Source organism: Mycobacterium fragae, assembly GCF_002102185.1.
GTDB classification, from domain to species: Bacteria; Actinomycetota; Actinomycetes; order Mycobacteriales; family Mycobacteriaceae; genus Mycobacterium; species Mycobacterium fragae.
Genome location: NZ_LQOW01000023.1, coordinates 1 through 5,233 on the forward strand (window position 1 = coordinate 1; position 5,233 = coordinate 5,233).

Consider the following 5,233-nt stretch of genomic DNA (forward strand, 5'->3'; position numbering starts at 1 on the left):
GGGTGTTGTTTGAGAACTCAATAGTGTGTTTGGTGTTTTTGTTTGTTGTTGTTTTTTGCCGCATTCTGATGCCCCGTGTCAGGGTGTGGTTGTTTTGTTTTAGTCAGGTTTCTCTGATTTTTTGTTTGGAGAGTTTGATCCTGGCTCAGGACGAACGCTGGCGGCGTGCTTAACACATGCAAGTCGAACGGAAAGGCTCTCTTCGGAGGGTGCTCGAGTGGCGAACGGGTGAGTAACACGTGGGTGATCTGCCCTGCACTTCGGGATAAGCTTGGGAAACTGGGTCTAATACCGGATAGGACCATGGGATGCATGTCTTGTGGTGGAAAGCTTTTTGCGGTGTGGGATGGGCCCGCGGCCTATCAGCTTGTTGGTGGGGTGATGGCCTACCAAGGCGACGACGGGTAGCCGGCCTGAGAGGGTGTCCGGCCACACTGGGACTGAGATACGGCCCAGACTCCTACGGGAGGCAGCAGTGGGGAATATTGCACAATGGGCGCAAGCCTGATGCAGCGACGCCGCGTGGGGGATGACGGCCTTCGGGTTGTAAACCTCTTTCACCATCGACGAAGCTTTGGGTAACCGGGGTGACGGTAGGTGGAGAAGAAGCACCGGCCAACTACGTGCCAGCAGCCGCGGTAATACGTAGGGTGCGAGCGTTGTCCGGAATTACTGGGCGTAAAGAGCTCGTAGGTGGTTTGTCGCGTTGTTCGTGAAATTCCCTGGCTTAACTGGGGGCGTGCGGGCGATACGGGCAGACTGGAGTACTGCAGGGGAGACTGGAATTCCTGGTGTAGCGGTGGAATGCGCAGATATCAGGAGGAACACCGGTGGCGAAGGCGGGTCTCTGGGCAGTAACTGACGCTGAGGAGCGAAAGCGTGGGGAGCGAACAGGATTAGATACCCTGGTAGTCCACGCCGTAAACGGTGGGTACTAGGTGTGGGTTTCCTTCCTTGGGATCCGTGCCGTAGCTAACGCATTAAGTACCCCGCCTGGGGAGTACGGCCGCAAGGCTAAAACTCAAAGGAATTGACGGGGGCCCGCACAAGCGGCGGAGCATGTGGATTAATTCGATGCAACGCGAAGAACCTTACCTGGGTTTGACATGCACAGGACGACCGTAGAGATGCGGTTTCCCTTGTGGCCTGTGTGCAGGTGGTGCATGGCTGTCGTCAGCTCGTGTCGTGAGATGTTGGGTTAAGTCCCGCAACGAGCGCAACCCTTGTCTCATGTTGCCAGCACGTGATGGTGGGGACTCGTGAGAGACTGCCGGGGTCAACTCGGAGGAAGGTGGGGATGACGTCAAGTCATCATGCCCCTTATGTCCAGGGCTTCACACATGCTACAATGGCCGGTACAAAGGGCTGCGATGCCGTGAGGTTAAGCGAATCCTTGGTAAAGCCGGTCTCAGTTCGGATCGGGGTCTGCAACTCGACCCCGTGAAGTCGGAGTCGCTAGTAATCGCAGATCAGCAACGCTGCGGTGAATACGTTCCCGGGCCTTGTACACACCGCCCGTCACGTCATGAAAGTCGGTAACACCCGAAGCCCATGGCCCAACCCTTTTTGGGAGGGAGTGGTCGAAGGTGGGATCGGCGATTGGGACGAAGTCGTAACAAGGTAGCCGTACCGGAAGGTGCGGCTGGATCACCTCCTTTCTAAGGAGCACCACGAAAACACGCCCCGCATTGGGTGGGGTGTGAGCCGTGAAAGGGGTTCGGTGCTGTAGTGGCGTCGGACCGGGTGCACAACAACATTTGACAGCAAAAGCGCCGGCACACTGTTGGGTCCTGAGACAACACCCTGTGGGTGGTGTCGCCTCACTTGGTGGTGGGGTGTGGTGTTTGAGTGTTGGATAGTGGTTGCGAGCATCTAGCAAAGCAGCAAAGTTTTTTGTTGTTTTGTCGAGTTGTTTTCTTTGGTTTTTGTGTGTGTAAGTGTGTTAGGGCGCATGGTGGATGCCTTGGCATCAGGGGCCGATGAAGGACGTGGGAGGCTGCGATATGCCTCGGGGAGTTGTCAACCGAGCGTGGATCCGAGGATGTCCGAATGGGGTAACCCGGCACGAGTGATGTCGTGTCACCCACTGGTGAATGTATAGCCGGTGGGGGGGAACGCGGGGAAGTGAAACATCTCAGTACCCGTAGGAGAAGAAAACAAGTGTGATTCCGTTAGTAGTGGCGAGCGAACGCGGAGGATGGCTAAACCGCGCGCATGGTGATACCCGGCGGGGGTTGTGTGTGTGGTGTTGTGGGGCGTTTTTGTCTTGGGTCCGCCGGCCTGAGCGGAAGTCTAGAAATCGTGGTGTTAGTCGAAGTGGCCTGGGATGGTCTGCCGTAGACGGTGAGAGCCCGGTAGGTGAAAACATCGCGACTTCCGAGAAAATGTTTCCCGAGTAGCAGCGGGCCCGTGGAATCTGCTGTGAATCTGCCGGGACCACCCGGTAAGCCTGAATACTTCCTGATGACCGATAGCGGATCAGTACCGTGAGGGAATGGTGAAAAGTACCCCGGGAGGGGAGTGAAAGAGTACCTGAAACCGTGTGCCTACAAGCCGTCAAAGCCCTCTTTTGGTGGGGTGATGGCGTGCCTTTTGAAGAATGAGCCTGCGAGTCAGGGACATGTCGCGAGGTTAACCCGGGTGGGGTAGCCGCAGCGAAAGCGAGTCTGAATAGGGCGTATCACGTGTGAGCGTGTAGTGGTGTGTTCTGGACCCGAAGCGGAGTGATCTACCCATGGCCAGGGTGAAGCGCGGGTAAGACCGCGTGGAGGCCCGAACCCACTTAGGTTGAAGACTGAGGGGATGAGTTGTGGGTAGGGGTGAAAGGCCAATCAAACTCCGTGATAGCTGGTTCTCCCCGAAATGCATTTAGGTGCAGCGTTGCGTGGTTCACCGCGGAGGTAGAGCTACTGGATGGCCGATGGGCCCGACTAGGTTACTGACGTCAGCCAAACTCCGAATGCCGTGGTGGTTAGCGTGGCAGTGAGACGGCGGGGGATAAGCTCCGTGCGTCGAAAGGGAAACAGCCCAGATCGCCGGCTAAGGCCCCTAAGCGTGTGCTAAGTGGGAAAGGATGTGCAGTCGCAAAGACAACCAGGAGGTTGGCTTAGAAGCAGCCACCCTTGAAAGAGTGCGTAATAGCTCACTGGTCAAGTGATTGTGCGCCGATAATGTAGCGGGGCTCAAGCACACCGCCGAAGCCGCGGCAACACGTCAAAGTGTTGGGTAGGGGAGCGTCCTCTCACCGGGGAAGCATGCGAGTGATCGTGTGTGAAGGTGTGGGGAGTGAGAATGCAGGCATGAGTAGCGATTAGGCAAGTGAGAACCTTGCCCGCCGAAAGACCAAGGGTTCCTGGGCCAGGCCAGTCCGCCCAGGGTGAGTCGGGACCTAAGGCGAGGCCGACAGGCGTAGTCGATGGACAACGGGTTGATATTCCCGTACCCGTGTGTGTGCGTCCGTGATGAAGCAGCGGTACTAACCGCCCAAATGGTGATCGATCATGCCCTTTCGGGGGTGTGGAGGTTACCGGCTGCGTGGGATCTTCGCTGGTAGTAGTCAAGCGATGGGGTGACGCAGGAAGGTAGCCGTACCAGTCAGTGGTAATACTGGGGCAAGCCGGTAGGGAGTCAGATAGGCAAATCCGTCTGGCGTATTCCTCAGAGGTGATGCATAGCCGGATGAGGTGAATTCGGTGATCCTATGCTGCCAAGAAAAGCCTCTAGCGAGCCCATGCACGGCCCGTACCCGAAACCGACACAGGTGGTCAGGTAGAGCATACCGAGGCGTGCGAGTGAACTATGGTTAAGGAACTCGGCAAAATGCCCCCGTAACTTCGGGAGAAGGGGGACCCCCATACCGTCAACACCTTCGCGGTGGGCAGCGGCAGGGGGTGGCACAAACCAGTGAGAAGCGACTGTTTACTAAAAACACAGGTCCGTGCGAAGTCGCAAGACGAGGTATACGGACTGACGCCTGCCCGGTGCTGGAAGGTTAAGAGGACCCGTTAACCCCTTTCGGGGTGAAGCGGAGAATTTAAGCCCCAGTAAACGGCGGTGGTAACTATAACCATCCTAAGGTAGCGAAATTCCTTGTCGGGTAAGTTCCGACCTGCACGAATGGCGTAACGACTTCTCAACTGTCTCAACCATAGACTCGGCGAAATTGCACTACGAGTAAAGATGCTCGTTACGCGCGGCAGGACGAAAAGACCCCGGGACCTTCACTACAACTTGGTATTGGCGTTCGATGCGATTTGTGTAGGATAGGTGGGAGACTGTGAAACCCGCACGCCAGTGTGGGTGGAGTCGTTGTTGAAATACCACTCTGATCGTATTGGGCATCTAACCTCGAACCCTGAATCGGGTTCAGGGACAGTGCCTGGCGGGTAGTTTAACTGGGGCGGTTGCCTCCTAAAATGTAACGGAGGCGCCCAAAGGTTCCCTCAACCTGGACGGCAATCAGGTGGCGAGTGCAAGTGCACAAGGGAGCTTGACTGCAAGACGAACATGTCAAGCAGGGACGAAAGTCGGGACTAGTGATCCGGCACCCCCGAGTGGAAGGGGTGTCGCTCAACGGATAAAAGGTACCCCGGGGATAACAGGCTGATCTTCCCCAAGAGTCCATATCGACGGGATGGTTTGGCACCTCGATGTCGGCTCGTCGCATCCTGGGGCTGGAGCAGGTCCCAAGGGTTGGGCTGTTCGCCCATTAAAGCGGCACGCGAGCTGGGTTTAGAACGTCGTGAGACAGTTCGGTCTCTATCCGCCGCGCGCGTCAGAAGCTTGAGGAAACCTGTCCCTAGTACGAGAGGACCGGGACGGACGAACCTCTGGTGCACCAGTTGTCCCGCCAGGGGCACCGCTGGATAGCCACGTTCGGACAGGATAACCGCTGAAAGCATCTAAGCGGGAAACCCCCTCCAAGACCAGGCTTCTCACCCATTCAAGTGGGATAAGGCCCCCCGCAGACCACGGGATCAATAGACCAGACCTACACAAGTGGCAACACTTTCAGGGAACTGGTACTAACCGGCCGAAAACTTACCCACACAACCGCAACCACACCCACCAACAAACCCACACCCCCCACCAAACACCCCCGAAAAAACAATAAAGTTACGGCGGTCCATAGCGACAGGGAAACGCCCGGACCCATCCCGAACCCGGAAGCTAAGCCTGCCAGCGCCGATGATACTACCCAACCCGGGTGGAAAAGTAGGACACCGCCGAACGA

3 rRNA genes are annotated in these 5,233 nt (G+C 56.9%); all 3 read left to right on the forward strand.

Annotation, left to right across the window (positions count from 1 at the left end):
- Positions 1-122 precede the first annotated feature (122 nt).
- The 3 genes from AWC06_RS10850 to rrf all read left to right on the forward strand — a co-directional run bounded on the left by AWC06_RS10850 (position 123) and on the right by rrf (position 5,231).
- Positions 123-1,658, forward strand: a 16S ribosomal RNA gene (locus AWC06_RS10850).
- Between the two features lie 273 nt (positions 1,659-1,931).
- Positions 1,932-5,048 (forward strand): 23S ribosomal RNA (locus AWC06_RS10855).
- Positions 5,049-5,116: 68 nt separating this feature from the next.
- Positions 5,117-5,231, forward strand: a 5S ribosomal RNA gene (rrf, locus tag AWC06_RS10860).
- The 16S, 23S and 5S rRNA genes sit together here, the layout of an rRNA operon.
- The last annotated feature ends 2 nt before the right edge of the window (positions 5,232-5,233 follow it).